This window comes from Cyclobacterium sp. 10D3-21 (genome assembly GCF_055809755.1).
Map to the genome: position 1 here is coordinate 2,543,640 of NZ_CM147924.1, position 20,444 is coordinate 2,564,083.

Sequence of the window (20,444 nt, forward strand, 5' to 3'; positions counted from 1 at the left end):
AACTATGGTTCAAGTTAACCACTTACTTGTAATTAATCAATTTCATTTACCTTTTTCTGGAAATCTTTAATTTTCATTCTAAAAGGATAGCTTTGAACCAAGGCTGTAATAAATTTATCTGGATTGAAATCGTTTTCTAACAAGCTGGCAGACAATTCTCTAATTGCAGTTTCATCTGTAAAAGTTGTACCTCTACCTATAGCAAAAGACAATGATTTTTTGGATAGGTTACGTGCAAATTTGTCTTTCTCTTTCATGAGTAAATTTTTCAATTCAGCCGGACCTGCAAATGTTTCTCCTGATGCCAGGACACCTGTGGGGTCTATTGGGGTATTGCCATAACTGTCTCTCCACTTTCCATCAGCGCCAAAATTCTCTAAGCCTAAGCCAAGGGGGTCCATTTTTTCGTGACAGGATTGACAAGCTGGGTCATCTCTATGTTTTTCCAATAGTGCCTTCAAACCTAGGTCTTCGTGCAATGACTCATCTTCGGGCAATTCGGCTACATCTGGTGGCGGTGGTGGAGGTGAGGTGCCCAGTATTTCCTCTAAAACCCATTTTCCCCTTAGAACAGGGCTTGTTCGAGTAGGTAAGGAAGTGACGGCCTGAACACTGCCCAATCCTAAAAAGCCTCCCCTCGAATTATTGGTGAGTATTACCTTTTTGAAATCGTCTCCTTCTACTCCCTCTATTCCATAGTAGGTAGCCAATTCTTCATTAAGAAATGCGTAATCACTATTGATTAAATCAAGGAAGTTTTTACTTTCAGTCATCACATAATGGAAGAAAGAAGTTGTTTCTTTGAACATGGCCTCTCTAATGGAAGGGGTGAATTCCGGAAATCGAACCAGATCAGCCAAAGGTGCATTGACGTCCTTCAGTTTATTAATCCCCAACCACTGGCTAACAAATGATTCTGAAAACCGCTCTGACTTGGGGTCATCGAGCATCCTTTTCACTTGATTTTCTATTGCCCCGGGAGCTTGAAGCTTCCCTTCCATGGCAAGGTTAAATAGCTCGTCATCAGGCATGCTTGACCATAAAAAGAAAGAAAGTCTGGTAGCCAATTCAAAATCGCCTAAGGCGATTGGGTCAGGGCCTAACGGTTCTTCTTCCATTTTGTAAAGAAAAGAAGGGGAAATTAATACGGCCTTAAAAACTTCAGCAATTGAGAGGTTAAATTTTTGTGGATCGGTATCTTCTGGACGAGAGTGATAGACTGTAGAAAAAAGGTCAATAAATTTTTCCTTTTCTTCTGTTTTTAAAAGCCTTCTATAAGCCTTACTGGCAAAAGGGAATAGTACTTCTTCTGCTGCTTTTTCAGGCGGGTTAAGTGGTTTAAAATTATTGGTGAATTTAGGCATTAGCCAATTTATAAACCTTTCCCAAAGATTTTGACGGTAGCTGTTAGGAACAAGTTCATTCCATTTGACTGGATCTTCAAAGATTCTCGAAACGATTTCTTCAGAGGCATCATAATACCTTTCCATTTTAAGAGGGGTGAAAAACAAGGATCCTCCTTGATTGTCAAATCCACCACCACCTGAACCATCTGCGGGAAACCTGTTGACTGCATCAAAATTCACACCCGTCAAATCCAATACGGTGTAATGATATTCTGTGTGACTTAACCTTCGGATGATTACTTTACCAGGAGTCCTTTTTTCGAGAGATTTGATCAGGATTCCATTGATTCCGTCGAGAAGGACATGATAATCCTCTTCATTTAACGCTGGTTTATTCGATGGAGGCATTTCTTTTGACCGTATTTGATCCACTACTTTTAGCCAAAATTGCCCATCTTTAACAATTCGTCCAGCTTCTTCATATCTTTTCAGGTTTACCCCTCCTTTAGGGTTTCCAGTATTGTGACATGAATAGCAATGCTTGTCCAGTACCGGAATTATTTCGGTAGTGTAATCTAAAGTTTCCTGTGCTTTTACTGCAAAAAAACTAAAGGCAGCTAGAACCAGTAAAATATAAGATTTCATCAATGGCATAGGTTTTATTTGGATTCTATTAAAGGTCACGGCTTAAATTTAACGCAATTTATTGATTAATTCCAATACTATTTTGATGGAAGGTGAAGAGGTGGTGCTTAAACTTAAAATTGTTAATAACCAATCAATTATACAATGGAATCAATTCAAAATCAGTCCCTCATAGCCATTCCCATAAAAAGGCCGGCATAGGGCAATTTTTTAAAGTATATAAATTGAGAAAATAAATTGATCCAAGTCTGTAGGCATAATTTAAGGGATTGCAGTAGCCAAAGGAGTGCTATTAAAACAGAAGATCCTGCCTTCCCCTCCCGGTATTACCCGTTGGTTGTATCTTTTGATAAAAAGTTTGGCTTAGGTCTGTATTTGATTATCATTCGGTTACATCGGCTCCTGAGAATGGTGAGAGGAGGGGATACCTGTACCTAATAAAAAATCTGAATTTTAAATCGATAAAAAATAACAAAAAAATAAGGAGATCAATTGATCTCCTTATATAAATACTGTATTTAAGCTAAAGATTAGTAATGCAATATCATGCATCAACACCCAATGCTTTGGCCATTACCTCACCGATTTCGGCTGGAGATTCAGCAACAAAAATACCATTTTCTTTCATGATACGCATTTTTGCGATGGCTGTATCATCTTTACCACCAATAATGGCTCCAGCATGTCCCATTCTTCTGCCTGGAGGTGCTGTCTGTCCTGCGATAAAACCTACAACAGGTTTTTTGTTTCCATTTTCTTTGATCCATTGGGCAGCTTCTGCTTCATAATTCCCACCAATTTCACCGATCATCACAATAGCATCAGTTTCCGGATCTTCCATTAATAGTTGAACTGCTTCTTTAGTGGATGTTCCGATTATTGGATCACCACCAATACCGATAGCAGTTGATACACCTAACCCAGCTTTTGTGATTTGGTCAGCTGCTTCATAAGTAAGGGTACCTGATTTGGAAACGATACCTACTCGTCCTTGTTTGAATACAAAGCCAGGCATAATGCCAACTTTAGCCTCACCAGGAGTGATTACGCCCGGGCAATTAGGGCCTACCAAAATGGCTCCTTTTTTCTTAACATACGGCTTGGCTTTCATCATATCCTTTACAGGAATTCCTTCAGTAATCGCAATGATCACTTTAATACCCGCATCCGCAGCTTCCATAATCGCATCCGCAGCAAAAGCAGGAGGAACAAAGATTATAGTAGTATCTGCTCCCTTTAATTTAACCGCATCTTCAACCGTATTAAATACTGGTTTACCTAAATGAGTACTACCACCTTTTCCAGGAGTAACGCCTCCTACAACATTGGTACCATATTCTATCATCTGCTGGGCGTGAAAAGAACCTTCAGTTCCTGTGAACCCTTGTACAATTACTTTGGAATTTTTATTTACCAATACGCTCATAAGTCTACTTTAATTAATTTGCTACAAAAATAGGAGATAAAGAGTGATCACAAAAAGAAATGGCAAACAATATCAATTTAATTTATACTATCGATAACTTTTTATATTTTTATGGAAGATACCCTATCCAATGAAAAAAATAATTCATATTGTTTTTTATGTTTATTTGCTTTTTTTGAAACGAGGCAATTCGTAAAATTCACTTAGAAAATTAATGAAGCAAGTTATTTGACCATTTAAATATTACCTTTTTTTTCATGCTGGATTGGGATTTATTTGGGTAGATTTAAAAAATGGAAATCTAAAGGTAGGAAAAAGTATTATTTAGGGTTTTTAAAACAGCATTGCTTGTTTTTCGTCGGGTGGGGGTGTACAGCTAATTTCCCCTATACTCAGGTTAGTTTTAAATTATGGAAATATCGAATACACGTAATTAATATATTGCAGAGAGGCGAGAGACTCCTTAATGATTGTTTGTAAAACTTTTAAATCATAATGATGTGAACTATGTCAGTCTTCAAGATTTTTATACAATTTAAATGAATCGATCCGCAAGGGGGATGGGAAATTATGGTAAGTTCCAGAAATAATAAGGTTTGTTCGAATAATTTGTCTTCCGACAAATACCAATTGGTCTTCGTGGCTTCAATGGCGGATTATACTGAACCTGAAAAAGGGCAACTTGCATTGGAAAATCCACTTTTCAATAATTTTTGGTTTATCCTTATCGCACTTATCTTTTTAATAGCGATATTTTATGGCGTTTGTATTTTTATTCGTCAGACAAAAGACAAGGGAATTCTAAAAACCACCCTGGACAAGAAAAATTTAGAAATTGCCCAAAGGGAAGATCGTTTTAAGTTTGTTTGGGACAATTCTCAAGATGGATTGCTGCTTTCTGTTTCTGGTGGCAGGGTATTGGCTGCAAATCCCGCCCTTTGCTCAATAGCTGAGGTAACTGAGGAAGAACTTCAAAATAATGGACTACAGTATTTATTTAATAGTACGGATACCTACGAAACCGTAAAGAAGGAAATTACGGATGAACTTCGATTAAATAATGCCAATAAAATCATAAGAGAAATCGAATTTCCCTTAAAATCCGGTAAAAAAGAGATTGAAGTTTCAATTTCAATAATGAAGGAGAGGTTTGAGGGGAAAGTGATGTATTTAAACGTTTTCCGCGATATTTCTAAGAAAAAAGCCTATGAAAAGGGCTTGAAAATAGCCAAAGAAAAAGCGGAAGAATTAAGTCACCTTAAAAGCAATATCATCTCCAATATGAGTCATGAAATTCGAACACCTTTAAATGGTATACTTGGTGGCACTGAATACATTATTCAAACCAGGGCTGAGGACAAAGAACTTATAGAGCATCTCAATATCATTAAAGAAAGTGGGGACCGGTTACTTCATACCATAACAAATTTCCTGGACCTGTCTGCATTAGAATCAGATGAGCTAAATATTGTTTTAGAAAATACCAATGTCAATGATTTTATTTCAAAAATATTGATAAATCATAAATCTATAGGAATAAAAAAAGGTATCTTAGTCACTTCAAAATTTTTAACAAAACCATTTAATGCAGCTATAGAGCGGAAATACCTTCAAATTATTGTTAATAATATTGTGGGGAATTCTGTTAAATATTCAGAAACAGGTTTGATCCAGGTTGTTGTGGAAGAAATTGATAACCAATTGGTCATAAAAGTATATGATCAAGGTATAGGTATGAGTAAGGAATACTTGGACAAATTGTTTTACCCATTTGAACAAGAGAGTAAAGGTTTTAACCGTAAATTTGAGGGCTCGGGTTTAGGCTTAGCTATTACCAATCATTTAGTTGAAAAATTAAATGGCCAAATACAGGTGGAAAGTGAAAAAGGTAATGGTACTTTAGTAAGGATTTTATTGCCACTTTATAAATAAACTATTTTAGGGCACGTTATTATTTAATTTTGTAAGTATGTTTTCTCTTAAAATATTGATAACCGAAGACGATACCGTTTCGGCACTTTTATTAAAAAAAGCTCTTGAAAAGAATCACCACCAAATTATTGGGATGGCTGATTCAGGTGAGATAGCATTGGAAATACTGGAAAAAAACCATGCTGACATTGTCATGATGGATATCAATCTTTCTGGGAAGTTAGATGGTATTAAAACAACGGAAATTATCAATGAAAAGTATAATATTCCAGTGGTTTACCTTACTGCCAGCTCAGATAGCGAAACCTTGCAGAAGGTGGCTGTTACCAATCCGAGTGCTTATGTCATCAAACCATTTAATATTAGAGAATTAAATATGGTGATTGAATTGGCCATTTTTAAGGATAAAAAAGAGAAAGAGTTACAAAGTTTAAACAATGAGCTAGAGGAAAAGGTCAAAAAAAGAACTGCAGACCTGAATGAAGCCAATAAAGAGCTTCAAAAAGCACTGGAAAAGGAAAGAGAATTAAGTGAATTAAAATCCAGGATTGTTCAAAACGTATCCCATGGGTTTAAAACGCCACTGACTTCCATTTTAAGTTCTGCACAATTACTCAAATTATATGCAGAAAAGGACCATCCTTTTAAAGCGAAATTGGTCAAGCATGCCAATAAAATTGAAAATTCCGTACGAAACCTTAATAGTTTACTGACCAGTGTTTTGTTCTTTGGAAAAGCGGATGCTGATAAGATGAACTATAAGCCGGTAAGGATTTATACTTCTGCATTTCTTAACGAGGTGGTGGATATGGTGAAAGCTGGGATAGATAACAATGTCAAGATCAACGTGGATTTTGATAAACTCCCTAAAATGATTACCTCTGATATGGATTTGTTGTACCAAATTCTAGAGAATTTATTGTCCAATGCAGTAAAGTATTCTAAAGATGGTGGTTCTGTTTATTTCAAAGTAAAACATGAAAACGACACCCTTTTCTTATTCATAAAGGATGAAGGTATTGGCATCAATATAGCCGAACAATCCCAGCTTTTCGATCGGTTTTTTAGAGCAAAGAATGTAGGACTAAGAGAAGGTTCTGGACTAGGATTGTCCATAGTCAAAAAGTGCATTGAGGTCATGGGTGGGAAAATCGAGTTTAAAAGTAGGGTCAATAAAGGCACCGAATTCTCTCTGGAGATACCTGCAAAAAAATAGCTGGGAATGATTATTGTAAAGGGCATTCAGTTTTCATATGATAATCAGACCAAAATAGATATCCCTGACCTTGAATTAAATGGAGGAGATGAATTATTGGTGTTAGGGAAATCAGGATCCGGTAAAACAACTTTTTTAAATATTATAGGAGGCTTACTTGCCCCTCCTATTGGAGAAGTTTTGATTGACGGCATATCCTTATACAAGCTAAAAGGACAAAAATTAGATAAATTTAGAGGTGCCCATATTGGGATAGTATTTCAAAAGCCACATCTTCTTGGACCTTTATCCGTGGCTGAAAATATTTCCCTACCTCATTTTTTTGCCAAAAAACCGACGACAAATAAGCTGCTTCATTATTTAAAAGAGCTGGGAATCCAAGACAAACAGAATGCCCGGATACAAACTTTGAGTGAAGGGGAAGCCCAAAGAGTCTCTATTGCAAGGGCATTAGTAAACGAACCAAAAATTATTTTGGCGGATGAACCTACAGCCAGTTTAGATGATGAAAATGCAAAGTTGGTGGTGAATTTACTTAAAGGTCAGGCAAAAAAACTTCAGGCAGCACTGATAATCGTCACTCACGACCAACGAATAAAAAATCATATTGAAAGAAGCATAACCTTAAAGTCTAACGACTTATGAATATTTTTAAGTTGAGTTGGAAATACTTGATGGACAAACCATTAAGCACTGCTTTAAATGTTCTTCTTCTCGCACTTGGCTTGTCAATAATAACGGTTTTATTGCTAATTCAGGACCAGTTTGAAAATAAAATGAGCAGGGATGCTTCGGGAATTGATCTTGTCATTGGGGCCAAAGGGAGTCCATTGCAATTGGTGCTCTCCTCGGTGAACCATATAGATTTCCCCACTGGTAATATCCCTTTGGATGAAGCCAGGAAGGTTTCTAAGAGTCGCCTTATAAAAAAGGCCATTCCAATGGGGCTTGGAGATAATTTTGAAGGTTTTAGAATTGTAGGTTCCAATCATGAATACCTTGAGCTTTACAATGCTAGTTTTAGTTCAGGAAAAGCCTGGGCCAAACCTTTCGAAGTAGTTTTGGGGAGCAAGGTGGCAAAGGAGAAAGGCTTTAAAGTAGGGGATACTTTCGTAGGCTCCCACGGGATTGCATCTGCCAGTCATGAACATGATGAGCACCCTTATGTTGTAGTAGGGGTTTTGGCTCCTTCAAACAATGTAATTGATCAACTTATTGTCACCAGTATTGAGTCCATTTGGTATTCACATGATAATGCTTACGAACACGAGAAATTGGAGCAGGAAGTGGCAAAAATAGGGTTTCCTGAAACCGATGAAGCCAGGGAATTGACTACTGTTCTCGTTGCTTACCGAAATCCAATAGCAGCCATTCAACTCCCTCGGTTGATTAATAGCAGAAGTTCATTGCTGGCTGCCTCACCAACTTTTGAAATTGCGAGACTTTTTGAATTGCTTGGCATAGGTGTATCCCTGATTCAAGGCTTAGCGCTTGTCATAATATTTATAGCTGGATTAGGAATATTTATCGCATTATTCAATTCACTAAAGGAAAGAAAATATGACTTGGCTGTTATGCGGGCAATAGGAGCAGCTAAAGGCCAGCTGTTTTTGTTAATTCTTTTAGAAGGTTTAATTCTCACTTTTTTAGGTGCAATAGCAGGTTTATTCCTCGGACACCTTTTTCTCTATATATTGGTTATGATTAATGAACAAGGTGTGATTTCCGGATTGACGGCCTTTGTATTTGTGGAAAAAGAATGGTGGATACTTGCATATGCCTTGTTGGTAGGGGTGCTGGCCTCCATTTTTCCGGCATGGAATGCCTACAGAGCAGATATTGCTGGTCAACTAACCAAGTAAAATTAAGATTGCATGAAATATTTAGTTTTAATGATAGGATTCATTTCATTTTCTGCCATTGGGCAACAAGAAAATGTTTGGAAGAACCTTTCCAATGTAACCTACGAAATCGGAGAAGATGATTTTGGGGAATTGTATGTGCCGGTTTTTGGCGAAAAGACTCAGCAAATGGAGGGTAAAGAGATTACCGCTGAAGGTTATATTATTCCTTTTGAAGGAATGTTTAAACCTGAACACATTATACTTTCCTCCCTTCCTCTAGCCGAATGCTTTTTTTGTGGATCTGGAGGGCCAGAAACAGTTATGGAAGTGATGTTAAAAGAACCAGTCAAATACACCTCAAAAAAAGTAAAAGTTAGGGGTAAATTAGTGTTGAATGCTAATGATCCGGAAAAATTGATGTATATCCTGAAAGAAGCTGAATTAATCAACCCCTGATTGGAAGGATGCGAATTGTTCACTTTAAAAACTATAATTTGAATCTTTCCGCTATTGAAAATGTCAAAACGATGGGCTATCTAATAAAATTGCCACCCCCTTATTATTGTTATACGGCTAATTAATATTCTAGATGGAGAAGCAATTTAAAATAAAAGCATTAACTTTTTTTATCACATTATTTTTATAACATTTGAATTTATTTGCCATTAGGTTAAAATAGTAAACAATAATTTTCTAATAAGCCATGAAAAAAACACCATTTGTTCTGTTGATTTTGCTAAGCATTTCAGTTTTTTCCTGTGGGAATAAGAAAAGTCAAAATGAACTATTGAAAGAACAGGTAATCCTGGTTCATGATGAGGTGATGCCCAAAATAGGTATCTTGAAATCTCAGCAGGAAAAATTAAATGAAAAGGCAGAAAACCTTGAGAAATCGGAAGATTCAGAGAATTTTCAAAAGGAAATAGCTGAATTAAAGGCAGCTGCTATAGATTGTGAAAATGCCTATAACGAGATGTTCGTATGGATGCGGCAATTTGAGAGTGACCTTGGAGAAATGTCAGATGAGGAAGCTAAAGTTTACCTGGAGGATCAACTTGAAAAGGTTGAAAAAGTGAAAAAAGATTTTCTTGAGGCTTTAGAAAAAGGCGAAGGATTATTATAGTATTGGTTGGTTATTGATTAAGTGCTTCGTTTACTTTTTCGGAGGTAATAATTCCATGATCATTTCCCCATATATTATAGATATAGGTGCCTATTTGTGCAATTTCCAATGGGGTTAAATTATTATTCCCAGGCATTGGTTGATTGTATTCTACATTATTCACTGTAATGCTACCTTTGAGACCTTTTCGGATAATAAAGAGAGTTCTATTGACGTCAGCTAACATGTAGTCTGCTTGCCTCAGTGGAGGGATGAGCCTATTTAATCCGGTGCCGTCTTCCTGGTGGCAATTGCTGCAATGCTGCAAATAGAGCTGTTGACCAAGAATTGCATATTGTCTGGTTTTTAGATCATTTATTCCATTAATTCCTTCATGATTGTTACTGTCCCCACTATGACAGCCAGTTAAAATCATCAATATTAAACTACTTATTGCTAATCTCATTGCGTTTTCCGAGTAGTTTAGGGATATCCTTGATAAGTAAGTTTACCTGTTTTTCTTTTATACCATCATAAACGCCCCTGATCCTTCCTTCTTGATCAATTAATACAAAAGCGCCTGAATGTAAGAAGCCGCCAGGTTCGTTTTTGTCATCCATGGCTGTAGTAAGATAACTTGTTTGGCCGATTTCAAATATTTTCTCCTGATCACCAGTTAGAAAATTCCAGGTACTTGCATCCTCAATGCCAAGCCTAAGCGAGTAATCCTTTAAAAGGGTTTCAGTATCATATTCTGGATCTATTGTGTGGCTCAAAATCATGAAATTGGGATTGTCTTTATAAACTTCAAAGACCCTCAACATCTGTTTTTTCATTACTGGACAAATGGCAGGACAACTTGTGAAAAAGAAATCAGCTACATAGACTTTGCCTTTCACATCGGCATTGGTTATCTGCTTCCCATCTTGATTTGTAAAACTAAAATCTGCAATGGTATGGTAGACGGTGTCGGTTGTTGGCTTATTGTCTACGATTATCTCCTCTACATGGCGATTGCCTAGAATTGGCAAAGTGTCGTTATTTGAGCTTCCTTGGCAGGAATATAGAAATAAAAAGCCTAAAATGAGGGAGGCGAAATAAATGGATCGAAGCATTATTTTTTTAATTATTATGACATTAAAAAGTGCTGTTTAGTTCCTTTCTCGTATTTTTTTATACCATTTGGTAGCCAACATAAGGGCTATCCCTAACAATACCAAACCTGTAATTCCCCAAAGCATATTTATTAAACTTTTGAGGACGATTAGAAAGACAATGGCAAATAATAACAATGTTGCTATTTCATTCCACAATCTGAGTTTGGTACTGCTCCATACGGCGATCCCATTTTGCAAGGATTTAAAAATATAATGACAACGAAAATGATAAATGTACAGTAGCAATACAAAAGAAAGTTTAGCATGCATAAATGGCATAGACAAATAGCCTGGACGGTAAAACAATACCCATGTCCCAAATATTAAGGTCATTACCGCTGAAGGCCAGGTTATAAAATACCATAGCCGGTTGGCCATGATATCCAATTGAGGTTTCAAAATGTTTTTTTCAGCTTCAGGCCGATCCAATGCTTCCGTTTGGTAGATAAAGAGCCTAACTATATAAAATAAGCCAGCAAACCAGGTAACAATGAAAATTATGTGTAATGCTTTAATGTATTCGAATGCCATTCTTGCTATTTTTGGCTAAATTAACGGTTTCAGATCGTTAATGAGACATATGAAATCAAAAAATATAATATATCTACTTACATTCTTTGTTGCTGCCCTTATTCTGGTCATCATTTACCAAAGTTTAAATCAACCAGGGGTAAAAGACCTAGAAGGAAACTATACGGAATTGGCTGTTTACAGGAATGAAAACAATACTGGGCCCGTGATTAGAATTTATGCAGTGTTTACTGATAGTGAACTTTGGGAGGATATGCGTGCCTATGGGGATTTTATGCCACATACCAAGTATGGCAATACCAAGGTGTTCTTTTTTGACCAGCCCATTGATCAGTTCGATTTATCGCCTAACTCACCTTACTTTCAAGTGAATTTCCAGGAATCATGTATCGGTAGTTATGAGAAAACGGCCATGGGTACAACAAGTTTTAAAAAATACCCATTCAATGAACCCAATTAAAAACTTCGGTACAATACGATTTTAAAGCAATTGATCAATTAGTAAGATCTAATTTTGAATTGTTTTTTCTGCTCCAGAACGGCATTTCTAAAGGATACTTCTGTTTCCATTAGGTCATTAACTGCTTGGACGGCATGAATAACTGTACTATGGTCTCTTCCACCGAAATGGTATCCTATTGATTTTAGGGAATGATTGGTGAATTCCTTGCTAAAGTACATGGCAACTTGTCGGGCAATGACAATTTCCTTTTTCCTGGTTTTAGCTTTAAGGTTTTCTAACTTGATACCGTAATATTCTGCGCAGGATTTTTGGATAAATTCTATGCTTACTTCCGTTTCAATGTCCTTTACGATATTTTTCATAATCGTCTTGGCCAATTCAAGACTGATTTCCACCCTGCTCAATGATGCATGGGCGATTAAAGAAATCATTACTCCTTCCAGTTCCCTTACATTTGTATCTACCGTATAAGCCAGGTATTCTATGACATTATCAGGAATATCTATTCCTTCCGACTGCATTTTTTTTCTGATAATCGCAATTCTCGTTTCGAAATCAGGCATTTGCAAGTCCGCTGTCAGTCCCCACTTGAAGCGAGATAGCAATCGATCTTCTAAGCCCATCAAGTCCTTTGGCGCACAATCGGAGGTCATGATGATTTGCTTTTTATTTTGGTGGAGATGGTTGAAAATGTGGAAAAACATTTCCTGTGTTCTTCCCTTGCCAGCCAAAAACTGAATGTCATCAATAATCAACACATCTACTTGCATGTAGAAATTGGTGAAAGACTTGATATTTCCATCTTTAATGCCATCCATAAACTGGTTGACAAATTTCTCGGAAGAGACATAGAGCACAAACTTCTCTTCTGGGCCATTCTTGATTTCATTGCCTATGGCCTGTACTAGGTGTGTTTTCCCCAAACCTACCCCACCATAAACCATCAATGGATTAAATGAAGTAATGCCTGGTTTATTGGCTACTGCAAATCCAGCAGATCTGGCTAGACGGTTACAATCGCCTTCAATAAATGAGCTGAAAGTATAACTTGAATTAAGATTGGACTGTAAGGTGGTTTGTTCATCCAAACTTGAAAGATCGAAGGGGCTGTGGGCTGATGCGAGGTTTTCCTTTTTCTTGGCAGCAGCAGAGCTATTTACTCCCTGTGGGTAGCTTACCATGTAGGGTTGGTTTTGAGAATTACCTTTATCTACTACTACCGCATATTCTAACTTTCCGTTTGCCCCTAGAATGGTTTTTATGGCTAGTTTTAAAACTTCGACATAATTGTCTTCTAACCATTCGTAAAAAAACTGGCTTGGGACTTGTATTGTGAGCACAGAACCATCGATTCGTGCAGGAATTATTGGTTTGAACCAAGTCGAAAAACTCTGTTCATTGACGTGTTTTTCGACTACCCGCAAACATTCAGTCCATATAGCATTTGCCTCTGAATTCATTGAATTTCTTTTAACCGAAAGTTGAAAAATCGTGAATACTCCTTTATTAGGGGGTAACAAAACTGAGGAAAAATATCTTAAATAAAAAATGTCTTTTTACTTGATTTTTTTACTTTATGGGTACATTGTCAGATCAGGCTGATTTTAACTTTTTTTTATTTGAAAATTTAAACAACTTCCTTGTTTTACAATAAACAAATTTAGAATTATTGGTCTAAATAAGGAAGTATTTTTTACCTTTTTAATAACTAACTCAGGTTTGGTTTTTTATCTTTACCCAGAGGTGGGTTTTAAAAAATAAATTTTGTTACTGGTTCTTTAAATAGATTGGTGAGAATTATTTTTTAAATACAAACAAAAAGCAAAAATGGTTATCGGCCTACGAACTTTTTCAGCATCTGTTTTAGGATAACCTATAAATTATTGGGCATGAATTTGTTACTATGAATCTAAGAGATAATTGATGAAAAGCAGAATACTTATTTACGATAGTAAGGAAGAAGAGCAGGTTCAAAAATCCATTGTCCCCGCATTTGGGACCAATTTAAAATCCATCTTTCCGTTCTCTAAAGACATAAATGAGAAAATTCAAGAAGTCGAACAGGTAATTACTTTCCTTTCTGACGAACAACTAAAATCTTTTCTAATTGTGGCCCTTGAAAGAAACTTTGAATTGGCCCTATTGCCACACCCTGAAATGATTCATGGAATTAAGAGTTTTGGAATTAAAACTGGCATAGAAGAAAATATCGCTTATATTTTACTTGATGAGAAAGTTTCTAAAGTAGATGTTCTAGAAGCGAATGGGGTTCCAGTTTTTAATACGATACTGATCGGAGAATCATTGAGCTTAATGAGTGGTTCGGTTGCCCGTTTTGGTTGGCAAAGATTTTGGCAAAGGTCACATTATTTTTTCAAGCTTTTTTGGAACACAAGGTTAAATGGTTTCAAAATTAAAGCAGGTAATCAGGAAGAAATTAACACTGCAGCCATAGGTTTAATTATCGTACATCATGCTCAGAGTAGCCTTCTAAGCAAAAGAATTCTAGAGCATTCTGTCATAAATGATGGGAAACTGCATGCTTTTATTTTAGCGCCCAAAAGTATTAGTGGTTTATTCTGGTTTGTTCTCAATAGTTTATTTAGAAAAAAAGGCGATACAAATTTACCTCCTTTTGCCGCTCATATCAAAACTTCATCAATAACCATAACTGGGGATAAAGCAATAGATTATTCTCAGGATGGCATATTGTTGTCTGCTGAGGAATTAAAAGTTGAAATTTGTAAAGGAGCCTTAAATATGGTGCCTGGACAAAAGTTAAACATGGACAATAAAGGAGGAACTGATGATGTGTTCAAAGTTGAAGCCTTGCCCCGAGGAGATGCAAGAGATGAATTGTTAAAAAGGAAACTTCCGCTTATAAATCATGCAACAACTGAGGAATTCAAAGATTTGTTTTCCAATTTAAGGTCCAGCTCCATCACTTCAAGTGTGTACCTTGTATTGATGTTTTTGGCTACCTTGATTGCCACTTTTGGGCTTTTTGGCAACTCAGCCCCTGTAATTATTGGGGCTATGATTCTAGCCCCTCTAATGGCCCCCATTATTTCGCTTTCCATGGGAGTATTGAGACAGGACCGAACCTTAATCCTAAATAGTTCAAAGACCATAGGATGGGGTGTTTTGTTGGGGTATATATGTGCCATATTCATCACATGGCTTACCCCATTGAATATTGCCAATGATGAAATTTTATCAAGAGTAAGACCTAATTTATTGGATTTAGGAATTGCTGTTGGCTCTGGTATAGCTGGGGCATATGCCAGCGCAAAATCAGAAATATCCAAAACACTGGCAGGGGTGGCCATTGCTGTAGCCTTGGTGCCTCCTTTAGCGGTATCTGGCATAGGCTTAGGATGGTTGGACTGGGATATTTTCCAAGGGGCTTTTCTTTTATTTTTAACTAACCTTGCTGGAATGGTAATGGCTGCAGCAATAACCTTTTTGTTTCTGGGATTTAGCCCATTCAGGCTTGCAAGACGCGGGATTATATATTCATTGATAGTTGTTTGTTTGGTAAGTCTCCCATTGTTTTTTGGTTTTATGGACATGGTGAGAGAAAACAACATCATATCCAAATTAAATGGGTACACAGCCAATGGCGTTATTTTGAGGGATATTTCTGTTCGAAATATTGAGCCCATAAGACTAACTGTGAAAATTGTAGCAGATGGAACCCTGGATAAAAGCCAATTAAAAATTATAAAGAAAGATATTGAACGGATTGTGGGGGATAAGGTAGAGTTGGAGGTGACGGTAGCCATGAAGGTCGATTGATTTTAATGGTTTACAGGTCATCAGGCATCGAATGGAGACTAAAATGGACTTGTAATCACAAATAGATCAGGTAATTTAATTACCCTATTTCAGTGCTAAAGCATCATTGTGGAACCTTGAAAAAGAAAAATAAAAGATTGGTTTTTTAAGTGAATTTGTAAATATGGAAATGGTTTAACTCTTATTTAAGGTTAAAGAGTTTGGAGCTTTAAATGGCTAAAGTATTTTCATCACATCATTATACCTAAAAATTTGAGGATAATTTTTGATTGTGCTAAGGCATTCTTTTTGTATGTTTAAATAGATGCAATTGAACTGAAGTCCATGGGGCAATAGTTTTAGTATTTTTGACAGATTATGAATACATTGAATATTGAAATTCAAGAACAAACTTTAAACCAAACAATACCTAAAAAGATGAAAAGAAAAGCAACAGCAATTTGGAAAGGCTCCGGGAAAGAAGGAAGTGGAACCCTATCTTCACCAAGTGGATTTTTTGACAAATCACCTTATAGTTTCAAGACAAGATTTGAAAATGAGGATGGAACGAAGGGAACTAATCCAGAAGAAATGATTGCAGCCGCTCATGCCGGTTGTTTTAACATGGCGTTAAGTTTTCAGATCGCAGGTGCGGATTTGGAAGCAGAGGAATTAAATACTACCGCTACAGTTACCATAGAAAAAGGGGATGCAGGATTTGCTATAACTGGCATTGTGTTGAACCTAACTGGAAAAGTACCAGGGATGGATGAGAAGCAATTCACAGAATTGGCCAACGCCGCTAAGGAGGGCTGTCCGATAAGTCAAGCCTTGAGTTCAGTACCAATTTCCTTGAATATTACATTTAATGCTTAATCCCTTTGGGAATAAGCTATCGTTTAGAAAGTACCAAAGATGATTTTTTGGTACTTTTTTATTTCTTTTTTTTAAGACCCGGATTTTGAAGAGGTTGCTCCACTAAACAGGATTGATATCACATGTTTCGGGTTAGAAGTAAGTATATGAATAAAAAAATGTCATTACTGGGGTGGATCACCCTTCTTGGATTTGGTTTGGCAGGACTTTTCTTGGTTTATTTTTTTCAACAAACTACCTTTGTGACATTATTTAGGGGAAATTGGTCAATACTTAACCAATTTCTAGCGGGGCTATTGTCAGGAATTATGGGCGCATTTATTGCCCTGAAAATTATCAATGCACCATTTTTTAGAGAGGAAAAGCAAAAGTACAATCAACTCATCAATACCTGGCCATGGACAATAGAAGGGGTCATTTTTATTTCCATTTGTGCTGGAGTGGGAGAGGAGCTTTTATTTAGAGCTGGAATCCAACCTTTGCTTGGTCTTTGGGTGACTTCCGTTCTTTTTGTGTTAATTCACGGATACCTCAATCCCTGGAATTGGAGAATAAGTGTGTATGGGACCGCTATGATTCTATTCATAGCAGTTTTAGGCTACCTTTTTGAGAAATGCGGGATTTTCTCAGCAATGGTAGCTCATGCTGTTTTTGATGCAATTTTACTTTATTGGATAGCCATAAAGAAATCCTAAATATTCCGCTTTATAAAGCCTTAAAAATAACCCATTTAATTATTGAAGCATATCTATTCCACAGCTTGGCTAAATTCATTACTACTTCTGCCTCCCGGTGTGATCGTAACATAGCGAAGAGTGAGTGGTCCTTGATCTTTCCCAGCAATAGGCGCTAAAATGGGGCCCGTATAAAGTATTGCTGTTTGATCTGCTTTGTGGCCATCAAAGGTGTAATAGACGCTTGCATTGGCCACCATCGGATGTATTTTTACAAGGTGCCTACCACTTGTTGCATCTTTGCTAATTTCTACCTTAGCCTCAGGAATCCTAAAGAAAACATCCTTTTCCTCAAGGCTTAGAAGTCTCTCTGGTAACCTTTCTAAACTAAATGAATTGAAGTCCTTGTTTTCCTTCTTTTTCCAAGCCACTTCTGCCAAAGCTAGGGCTCTTGGGAATAGAAAATATTCCAATTTATTATTAGTGGGAATGTATTCAGTCCATAAATTGGCTTGAACTCCTAGAACATGTTTTGATTCATCATCTGTAAGTTCCTCCGGAATGGGATGATAACTGTAAACCTTTTCTAAAGCCAGGAATCCACCAATAGCCAATGGCTCTGTTGTTTTATCAGCCCCCTGACTATGGTCAAAATACATATGGCTATTGGGTGTCATGATGACATCCTGCCCCATTTTTGCTGCTTGAATTCCACCTTTTTCTCCTCTCCAACTCATTACAGTGGCATTTGGAGCTAAACCTCCTTCGAGAATTTCATCCCATCCGATAAGTTTCCTGTTATTTTTATTGAGAAACAATTCGATTTGATGTATGAAATGACTCTGAAGTTCATGTTCATCTGCCAGCTTTTCTTTCTTGATTACATTTTGAGCAATTTCTGATGTTTTCCAATGGTCTTTCGGTACTTCATCTCCACCAATGTGTATGTATTCACTTGGGAAAACTTCCATTACCTCAGTAAGTACATCTTTCAAAAAGGTAAAAGCCTCAGGGGTAGGTCCAAAAATATTATAATGTACGCCCCAATAGCCAGGTACATTCTGGTTGATATCATTGTCATATGCTTTACCACTTTCATTAACTGCAGCGATACTGCCTGTCCCTATTCCCTCAAAAGTATCGAAGCTACCGAGTTCTGGATAGGCAGCTATTACTGCGGAACTGTGCCCTGGGAGTTCTATTTCTGGAATTACGGTGATTTTCCTATCGGAAGCGTATTTTACTATATCTCTAGCTTCTTCCTGAGTGTAAAATCCTCCGTGAGCTTTGCCGTCATATATAAATGGTTTAAAATCATAGTATTGACCAATAATGGTCGAGTCCCTCCAAGCACTTACTTGGGTGAGTTTAGGATATTTTTTAATTTCCAAACGCCAACCTTGGTCGTCCGTAAGGTGCCAATGAAGGGTGTTTAATTTTAATTGGCCCATTAAATCAAGTATTTTCTTGATCTGGTCGGTACTGAAAAAATGTCTTGACACATCGAGCATTATTCCGCGGTAGCCAAAAGCCGGTTCATCCGTTATTTTTAATTGTGGAACGGAAACCTGCCCACCATTTATCTCTATTAATTGAAAAAGAGATTGTAATCCATAGAAGATGCCTTTTGAGGAACCTTTAATGTTTACCTGGTTACTATCAATATGCAATGAATACTCCTCGTCATTTTTTGGTGATTGGATTTCCTCAAGTACTATAGAAACTTCACTTTGAGTCGTCGCTATTTTTATTGGTAATCGAAAACCAGCTTTGGCGGCTAGCATCTCATTAAAAATTGAGGCCGATTTTCTACTTTCGTCACTAAACGCTACAATGATGGTTCCCTGTTTTAATATCAAGTGCCCATCACCCATTTCAATGGATTCAGGCATAGGGATGATTTTTAGGGTTTGTGCTTTAAGGTTTGAGGCAAAAAAAACAAACAAAAAGCTGGCTACGATCAAGAATTTATCCATGGGGAAACAATTTTTCATACTTTATATTTACGCAAAAGTATGGTAAGTTAAATAAAAAAATTAATTAACTTAAATATGTAAATAAAAATATTCGAATTTTAGATTTGAATATCTCAGAAATAGGTTTTGAAAAAATAAAGTCTGATTAGTTTCCTTCGATATAAAAAGGATCAATTAAAAATAAATTGGGGTTTTCAGGTTCAACTTTAATTTTCACTGAATGGATATCGTGGTCTCCAAATACTTGAACTGCGGTAAAATTAGTAATGGTTTTACCGTTTTTATCTATTAAAGGTTTGGCCATCATGAAATGGTGGTGGTCCCCATATAAAAGTAGCACAGGTTCATTAAAATCTTGCACTTGTTGCCTAAGCAAGGAAACGAAACTGGCATGCCCATTCGTTTCATCTTTGTTGTTATAGTTTAATCCAGCATGTAAAATGAGGACTAGGCCTTTGCTTTTGTTTTTCTTTGCGGCTTTGAAAAGCGATTCTAACCAAAAATTATTTGCCAATTCTCTTTCATAAAATTCATCGTTTATTGCATCAGCGCCACTTTGAAAGTTATTGTTAGAACCTATAACATGTAAGGTACCAAATGTCACTCCGGATTTTTGCCATGTGGAATTTTCAGGGAATTTTTCGAATCCTTCCATTTTATTTTGCCTTGAGAGTTCAATGGGCTTACGTCCTTGGCTAAAGCTATTGGAGAAAAACAATTGCCTTAATTTGTCCAACCTTTCTTCTGGATCATAGCTTCCGCAAGACTCCCTATCACAATCTGCCCATTCATTGTCTCCTGGTGTATAGATCAAGGCTTCGTCAAAAGTGTCGAAGTAGCCTTTTATTTTTTCATAGTATTCATCAGAACATGGAACACTTCCAGACTTAATGTCACCAACATGAATTGTGAAAGCGGGTTTGGCCTCATTAATTTGTGAGATCATGCGATCAAATCTTTCAAAATCTTCAGGAAGATGGTAAGGGACATCACCTATTGCCATAAAACTAAATGAACCATCGTCTTTGGTTGAACATGAAAATAAAATGGCACTTGTTAGGATAGCAAAAAGGAAAAATAAGGATTTTTTCATAGGCGAAAGATAATAATTTGGCAGTTAAATTTAAACAAATTGTAATTTGAAAACATAGGCTTATTGAAAGGAATAGACTGGTTGTTAACTTCTATTTTATTCAGAATTAAGGTTTCTCCCAAATATTCAAGCTGTTTTGAAAGAAATTACGGGTGAATAGTATTATATTTTCAAGGGATTTTACTTTTGGAAAAAAGAACATCCTGCAATTATTTAATTACAATTCTTGCCTTTCCCAAAGTAAAACCATAGTTTCCCTATCAATTTGCAAGAGTATTGTTTTTTCGAAGAATTTGAATTAAGCTAATATGTCACCAAAAGGGGATTTATAATCATCTGAAAATTTTGAATTATATATCTGATCTACTACTTTTATGTTTTAATCA

At 36.6% G+C, this 20,444-nt stretch carries 18 protein-coding genes; 10 read left to right on the top strand and 8 right to left on the bottom strand.

The genetic code is table 11. The annotated features are described in order from the left end of the window. Positions 1 to 32 precede the first annotated feature (32 nt). Together AC0L7T_RS10330 and sucD are read right to left on the bottom strand one after the other, a co-directional pair. Entirely contained in the window at positions 33 to 1,991 is a 1,959-nt protein-coding gene (locus tag AC0L7T_RS10330) for a DUF1592 domain-containing protein (protein WP_473342518.1), read from the bottom strand. Between the two features lie 544 nt (positions 1,992 to 2,535). Beyond that, entirely contained in the window at positions 2,536 to 3,417 is an 882-nt protein-coding gene (sucD, locus tag AC0L7T_RS10335; protein ID WP_473342519.1) for a succinate--CoA ligase subunit alpha, read from the bottom strand. A 570-nt stretch (positions 3,418 to 3,987) separates the two neighbouring features. Between sucD and AC0L7T_RS10340 the strand changes: the two genes are divergently transcribed. The 6 genes from AC0L7T_RS10340 to AC0L7T_RS10365 all read left to right on the top strand — a co-directional run bounded on the left by AC0L7T_RS10340 (position 3,988) and on the right by AC0L7T_RS10365 (position 9,532). Beyond that, positions 3,988 to 5,349 carry a PAS domain-containing sensor histidine kinase gene (locus AC0L7T_RS10340; RefSeq protein WP_473342520.1) on the top strand — a complete coding sequence of 454 codons (1,362 nt, stop codon included), beginning with the start codon at positions 3,988 to 3,990 and terminating at the stop codon, positions 5,347 to 5,349. A 37-nt stretch (positions 5,350 to 5,386) separates the two neighbouring features. Further along, a complete protein-coding gene (locus AC0L7T_RS10345; protein WP_473342521.1) occupies positions 5,387 to 6,565 on the top strand; it encodes a hybrid sensor histidine kinase/response regulator in 1,179 nt (392 codons plus the stop codon). A gap of 6 nt (positions 6,566 to 6,571) precedes the next feature. Next, on the top strand, positions 6,572 to 7,210 hold the full coding sequence (locus AC0L7T_RS10350; protein ID WP_473342522.1) for an ABC transporter ATP-binding protein: 639 nt from the start codon (positions 6,572 to 6,574) through the stop codon (positions 7,208 to 7,210). Further along, positions 7,207 to 8,427 (top strand): ABC transporter permease, encoded by a 1,221-nt coding sequence (locus AC0L7T_RS10355; protein ID WP_473342523.1) that lies wholly within the window; start codon positions 7,207 to 7,209, stop codon positions 8,425 to 8,427. The genes AC0L7T_RS10350 and AC0L7T_RS10355 overlap by 4 nt, the downstream gene beginning before the upstream one ends. Positions 8,428 to 8,439: 12 nt before the next feature. Beyond that, on the top strand, positions 8,440 to 8,865 hold the full coding sequence (locus AC0L7T_RS10360) for a hypothetical protein (protein WP_473342524.1): 426 nt from the start codon (positions 8,440 to 8,442) through the stop codon (positions 8,863 to 8,865). A 247-nt stretch (positions 8,866 to 9,112) separates the two neighbouring features. Then, positions 9,113 to 9,532 carry a hypothetical protein gene (locus AC0L7T_RS10365; protein ID WP_473342525.1) on the top strand — a complete coding sequence of 140 codons (420 nt, stop codon included), beginning with the start codon at positions 9,113 to 9,115 and terminating at the stop codon, positions 9,530 to 9,532. Positions 9,533 to 9,542: 10 nt separating this feature from the next. Here the strand turns inward: AC0L7T_RS10365 and AC0L7T_RS10370 are convergent, their stop codons facing one another. From AC0L7T_RS10370 to AC0L7T_RS10380, 3 genes are read right to left on the bottom strand one after another with little or no spacing between them, the layout of a single operon-like run. Beyond that, positions 9,543 to 9,977, bottom strand: coding sequence for a c-type cytochrome (locus tag AC0L7T_RS10370; protein WP_473342526.1), 435 nt, complete (start codon positions 9,975 to 9,977; stop codon positions 9,543 to 9,545). Further along, the gene (locus tag AC0L7T_RS10375; RefSeq protein ID WP_473342527.1) at positions 9,958 to 10,626 is read right to left on the bottom strand and encodes an SCO family protein; all 669 of its coding nucleotides are present in this window, start codon (positions 10,624 to 10,626) and stop codon (positions 9,958 to 9,960) included. Before AC0L7T_RS10375 ends, AC0L7T_RS10370 begins: the two co-directional genes overlap by 20 nt. 36 nt (positions 10,627 to 10,662) lie before the next feature. Continuing rightward, the gene (locus tag AC0L7T_RS10380; protein WP_473342528.1) at positions 10,663 to 11,199 is read right to left on the bottom strand and encodes a CopD family protein; all 537 of its coding nucleotides are present in this window, start codon (positions 11,197 to 11,199) and stop codon (positions 10,663 to 10,665) included. A gap of 49 nt (positions 11,200 to 11,248) precedes the next feature. Between AC0L7T_RS10380 and AC0L7T_RS10385 the strand changes: the two genes are divergently transcribed. Beyond that, positions 11,249 to 11,659 (top strand): hypothetical protein, encoded by a 411-nt coding sequence (locus AC0L7T_RS10385; RefSeq protein ID WP_473342530.1) that lies wholly within the window; start codon positions 11,249 to 11,251, stop codon positions 11,657 to 11,659. Positions 11,660 to 11,697: 38 nt separating this feature from the next. Here the strand turns inward: AC0L7T_RS10385 and dnaA are convergent, their stop codons facing one another. Further along, entirely contained in the window at positions 11,698 to 13,122 is a 1,425-nt protein-coding gene (gene dnaA, locus AC0L7T_RS10390) for a chromosomal replication initiator protein DnaA (protein ID WP_473342531.1), read from the bottom strand. Between the two features lie 463 nt (positions 13,123 to 13,585). Between dnaA and AC0L7T_RS10395 the strand changes: the two genes are divergently transcribed. The 3 genes from AC0L7T_RS10395 to AC0L7T_RS10405 all read left to right on the top strand — a co-directional run bounded on the left by AC0L7T_RS10395 (position 13,586) and on the right by AC0L7T_RS10405 (position 17,010). Further along, positions 13,586 to 15,460, top strand: coding sequence for a TIGR00341 family protein (locus AC0L7T_RS10395; RefSeq protein ID WP_473342532.1), 1,875 nt, complete (start codon positions 13,586 to 13,588; stop codon positions 15,458 to 15,460). Between the two features lie 417 nt (positions 15,461 to 15,877). After that, complete coding sequence (locus AC0L7T_RS10400) at positions 15,878 to 16,315, top strand: OsmC family protein (protein ID WP_473342533.1); 438 nt, start codon at positions 15,878 to 15,880, stop codon at positions 16,313 to 16,315. 158 nt (positions 16,316 to 16,473) lie between these two features. Further along, entirely contained in the window at positions 16,474 to 17,010 is a 537-nt protein-coding gene (locus AC0L7T_RS10405; protein ID WP_473342534.1) for a CPBP family intramembrane glutamic endopeptidase, read from the top strand. Positions 17,011 to 17,063: 53 nt separating this feature from the next. On the opposite strand, the gene AC0L7T_RS10410 is transcribed toward AC0L7T_RS10405, so the two are convergent. Continuing rightward, on the bottom strand, positions 17,064 to 18,965 hold the full coding sequence (locus AC0L7T_RS10410; protein ID WP_473342535.1) for a beta-N-acetylhexosaminidase: 1,902 nt from the start codon (positions 18,963 to 18,965) through the stop codon (positions 17,064 to 17,066). Between the two features lie 145 nt (positions 18,966 to 19,110). Next, positions 19,111 to 20,058 (bottom strand): metallophosphoesterase, encoded by a 948-nt coding sequence (locus AC0L7T_RS10415; RefSeq protein ID WP_473342536.1) that lies wholly within the window; start codon positions 20,056 to 20,058, stop codon positions 19,111 to 19,113. Positions 20,059 to 20,444: the final 386 nt, after the last annotated feature.